Annotated in this window: 4 protein-coding genes; 3 read left to right on the top strand and 1 reads right to left on the bottom strand. The window is 48.3% G+C overall.

What is annotated here, in order from left to right:
* Window positions 1–293 precede the first annotated feature (293 nt).
* The 3 genes from hoxU (at window position 294) to PJF56_RS14235 (ending at window position 3,438) form a co-directional block, all read left to right on the top strand.
* Complete coding sequence (gene hoxU / locus PJF56_RS14245) at window positions 294–1,010, top strand: bidirectional hydrogenase complex protein HoxU (protein ID WP_283763349.1); 717 nt, start codon at window positions 294–296, stop codon at window positions 1,008–1,010.
* Window positions 1,011–1,251: 241 nt separating this feature from the next.
* Complete coding sequence (locus tag PJF56_RS14240; RefSeq protein WP_283763348.1) at window positions 1,252–1,800, top strand: NADH-quinone oxidoreductase subunit B family protein; 549 nt, start codon at window positions 1,252–1,254, stop codon at window positions 1,798–1,800.
* Window positions 1,801–2,007: 207 nt separating this feature from the next.
* The gene (locus PJF56_RS14235) at window positions 2,008–3,438 is read left to right on the top strand and encodes a Ni/Fe hydrogenase subunit alpha (protein WP_283763347.1); all 1,431 of its coding nucleotides are present in this window, start codon (window positions 2,008–2,010) and stop codon (window positions 3,436–3,438) included.
* A 62-nt stretch (window positions 3,439–3,500) separates the two neighbouring features.
* Here the strand turns inward: PJF56_RS14235 and PJF56_RS14230 are convergent, their stop codons facing one another.
* The gene (locus PJF56_RS14230) at window positions 3,501–4,010 is read right to left on the bottom strand and encodes a phycobiliprotein lyase (RefSeq protein ID WP_283763346.1); all 510 of its coding nucleotides are present in this window, start codon (window positions 4,008–4,010) and stop codon (window positions 3,501–3,503) included.
* Window positions 4,011–4,144: the final 134 nt, after the last annotated feature.

Below are 4,144 nucleotides of genomic sequence, written 5' to 3'. Positions count from 1 at the left end.
ACTCTATTTGGGCATTAAAGATATCCGCCTGGGGCCCACCCTACCGGCGTTCTTGACTCCCAAATTGTTTAAGTTTCTTTCGGATACCTATAACCAGCAAACAATTTCTACCCCAGATGAAGATCTGGCCGCCTGTTTGTCGGTTTAGCAGGCAGGCGGTAGGGGCGGGTTTCCACTTCGTGGACATGAACACCGAGATTTAGGTGGGAAGGCAATAGGGTTGGTGAACCCGCCCTTACAAAACCCCATTCCCCCACTCCCCCACTCCCCCGTTAACCATTTTGGAGAATACTATGTCTGTAAAAACCCTAACCATTGATGGAATTGATATTGCCATTGAAGAAGGATCGACGCTTCTAGATGCAGCCAAAGAAGCTGGGGTGGAGATCCCAACCCTGTGTCACCTAGAAGGAGTCTCAGATGTGGGCGCTTGTCGCCTCTGTTTGGTGGAAGTCAAAGGGATTAATAAGCTACTTCCGGCTTGTGTGACTGAAGTCTCTGAAGGGATGGAGGTGCAAACCCAAACCGCACAACTACAAGACTATCGGCGGATGACGGTTGAGTTACTGTTCTCTGAAGGGAATCATGTCTGTGCCTTTTGTGTTGCCAATGGGAACTGCGAACTTCAGGATGTGGCGATCGCCGTGGGAATGGATCATTCCCGCTTTGAGTATCGCTTCCCCAACCGCGAAGTTGATATTTCTCATCCCCAATTTGGTATCGACCATAACCGATGTATCCTCTGTACTCGTTGCGTGCGCGTCTGCGATCAGATTGAAGGGGCCCATGTCTGGGATGTCTCTGGACGGGGAGGAACAGCTAAAATCATCTCTGGCTTAAATCAACCTTGGGGTGAGGTCGATGCTTGCACCTCCTGTGGTAAATGTGTCAACGCTTGTCCTACGGGGTCAATTTTCCGCAAGGGAACGACTACCGCAGAGAAAGAGAGCGATCGCGAAAAATTAGAATTCTTAGTCAATGCTCGCACCAAGCACCAATGGACAAGATAGGTTCAATGAACAATTAACAATGAACAATTAACAATGATTGAACCTTGTGCAAGTTCCTCGGTTGGTGAGTGTAGACGAACCATGACATACCTTCAAGGAGGCAATAAAGTAGTGCGAGCATCTTGCTCGCTAAGGTAAACCAAGATACACCAGCGAGCGAGACGTTTGTCCTGCGGACACGCTACGCTACGCACTCCCTAAAACCTATCAAAGGATTCCAGTAAATATAGGAGAGAAGAACATGGCAAAGATTAGAATGGCAACGGTTTGGTTAGCAGGATGTTCGGGCTGCCATATGTCCTTTTTGGACTTAGATGAATTTCTATTTGATGTAGCAGAAAAAGTTGATGTGGTTTACTCTCCCGTTGGCTCAGATATTAAGGAATATCCGGAAAATGTAGATGTTTGTTTAGTCGAAGGGGCGATCGCCAATGAGGAAAACTTAGAACTCGCCCTGAAAGTGCGCGAAAGAACCAAGATGGTAATTTCCTTTGGAGATTGCGCGGTTACGGCTAATGTTCCCGCCATGCGGAATATGTTAGGGGGGACGGAACCGGTACTCAAGCGCTGTTATTTGGAGTTGGGAGATACGACTCCCCAATTGCCCAATGAGCCGGGAATTGTGCCGGAACTCCTCGATCGCGTCCGTCCTCTTCATGAAATGGTTAAAGTGGATTTATTTATTCCCGGATGTCCTCCTCCTGCCGATCGCATCAAAGCGGCGATCGCACCTTTATTAGAAGGGAAAACTCCAGTCATGGAAGGTCGGGAAATGCTCAAATTTGGCTAAACCCCATGCCCTCATCCCCCCAGCCCCCTTCTCCCGTGGGAGAAGGGGGGAGAAATAAGTCCCTCTCCCGTGGGAGAGGGATTTAGGGAGCAAAACCCACCCCAAACCCTGTAGGAAGGTAAGTCCCTCTCCCGTGGGAGAGGGATTTAGGGAGAGGGCAACCCCACACAAAACCCACCCAAAACCCACACAAAGGAGAACACCGAAATGAGTAAAAAAGTCATTATCGATCCCGTAACCCGTATTGAAGGCCATGCGAAAATTTCCATCTTTTTAGATGATGCTGGAGAAGTGGAAAACGCCCAGTTTCATGTGGTTGAGTTTCGCGGATTTGAAAAATTCTGTGAAGGGCGACCCATGTTTGAAATGGCAGGAATTACGGCGCGAATTTGTGGAATTTGTCCCGTGAGTCACCTGTTAGCGGCTGCCAAAACGGGCGATAAAATCTTAGCCGTGCAAGTGCCTCCAGCCGGAGAAAAATTGCGGCGGATGATGAATTTAGCCCAATTGACCCAATCCCATGCCTTGAGCTTTTTCCATCTTAGTAGTCCCGATTTTCTCTTGGGATGGGAGAGCGATCCGGCAACTCGGAATGTGTTTGGTTTAATTGCAGCCGATCCAGAGTTGGCGCGGGAAGGAATTCGCCTACGGCAGTTTGGACAAACGATTATTGAACTGTTAGGGGCGAGAAAAATTCATTCAGCCTGGGCAGTGCCGGGTGGGGTGCGATCGCCGCTTTCGGAAGAAGGCCGCGCTTGGATCAAGGAGCGCCTACCGGAGTCGCGCACCGTCACAGAGAAAGCTTTGGGGCTGTTTAAGCGCCTATTGGATAGCGAGTTAACCACAGAAGCAGAAGTTTTTGGTAAGTTTTCTTCCTTGTTTATGGGCTTAGTTGCTGCTGATGGCAGTTGGGAACATTATGGCGGCCATCTGCGCTTTATTGACAGTGAGGGCAATATTGTTGCCGATCATTTGAGCGAGGATAATTATCAAGACTTTATCGGCGAAGCGGTGGAAAATTGGTCTTATTTGAAATTCCCCTATTACAAACCCTGGGGATATCCCGATGGTATTTATCGGGTTGGGCCGTTAGCGCGGTTGAATGTGTGCGATCGCATCGGCACACCGAATGCTGACCGAGAATTGCAAGAAATGCGCGATCGCGCCGGTGGACGAGTTGCCACGTCTTCCTTCTATTATCACTATGCTCGCTTGATTGAAATTCTCGCTTGTCTCGAAAAACTGGAAGAATTAGTTGACGATCCCGATGTGGTTTCTTCTCGCTGTCGCGCCACGGGAGGCATTAATAAACTCGAAGGAGTCGGAGTCAGTGAAGCGCCCAGAGGAACTCTTTTCCATCACTATCAAGTGGACGAACAGGGCTTAATTGAGAAAGTTAATCTGATTATTGCCACCGGTCAAAATAACCTGGCGATGAATAAGACAGTGACTCAAATTGCCAAACATTATATCCATGGCAATGAGATCCCAGAAGCCATGCTTAACCGCACCGAAGCCGGTATTCGTGCTTACGATCCCTGTCTGAGCTGCTCTACCCATGCGATCGGTCAAATGCCATTGCATCTAGAGTTAGTGAGAGCCGATGGTAGCATTGCTCATCAACTTCATCGGGATTAAAATCTAGGGCTGTATAAGAAGCCGGTTTTCTGAAAAGAAATCCGGTTTCTCTATACTGTCAACTAAGCGGGATTTCCTCCTAATCGGATTTCGGTACACAGAGAAGCAAAAACCGTTTCGCCAGAGACTTGAGTGAGGCTCGTTCTCAGGCGAAAATTAGGAGACGCAAACCATAGGCGATCTTCGGAAACTTGCCCTTGAGATTCGACCCTTAAGGTGAGAATTTCGTCTTCGTCTAGAACAAAAGAACCGGGGGAGGAACCTTCAACAGAAGAGAAAAATTTACCCATCTGGGGATTTTGAACATCTCCAACCCAAACCAATAGACGCTCTCCCTTGTAGGATTGGGTAGAAGGGTCAATGGTGGCTTCCCAGCTCATGCGTGTGCCGCCTAAGACCGTCTCTAGACCATGGCGATCGCAGAGTGCTTTAACTTTCGGGTCATCACTGGCTAAAAATTCTACATAGAGTGTGGATTTTCCCGTCTGGGTTTGACTTGATTCGACCTCATGGGCAGTACGCTGAGAAAACCATTTTCCCGCCGTCTGTTGTAAAAATTCCGTAATATTCATCAGAAAAATTGGGTCTGAAACCCCGCCCTTCCAGGGCGGCTTTACTAACCATAGGCTACCACAATTACATCTTAGGTGCTACCCTGTAAAAAATCCTTTGACTCCAACATGGAAAGAGCATTTAACTACCGATT

This window comes from Roseofilum halophilum BLCC-M91 (genome assembly GCF_030068445.1).
GTDB classification, from domain to species: Bacteria; Cyanobacteriota; Cyanobacteriia; order Cyanobacteriales; family Desertifilaceae; genus Roseofilum; species Roseofilum halophilum.
This window is presented reverse-complemented; position numbering and strand designations above follow the sequence as displayed.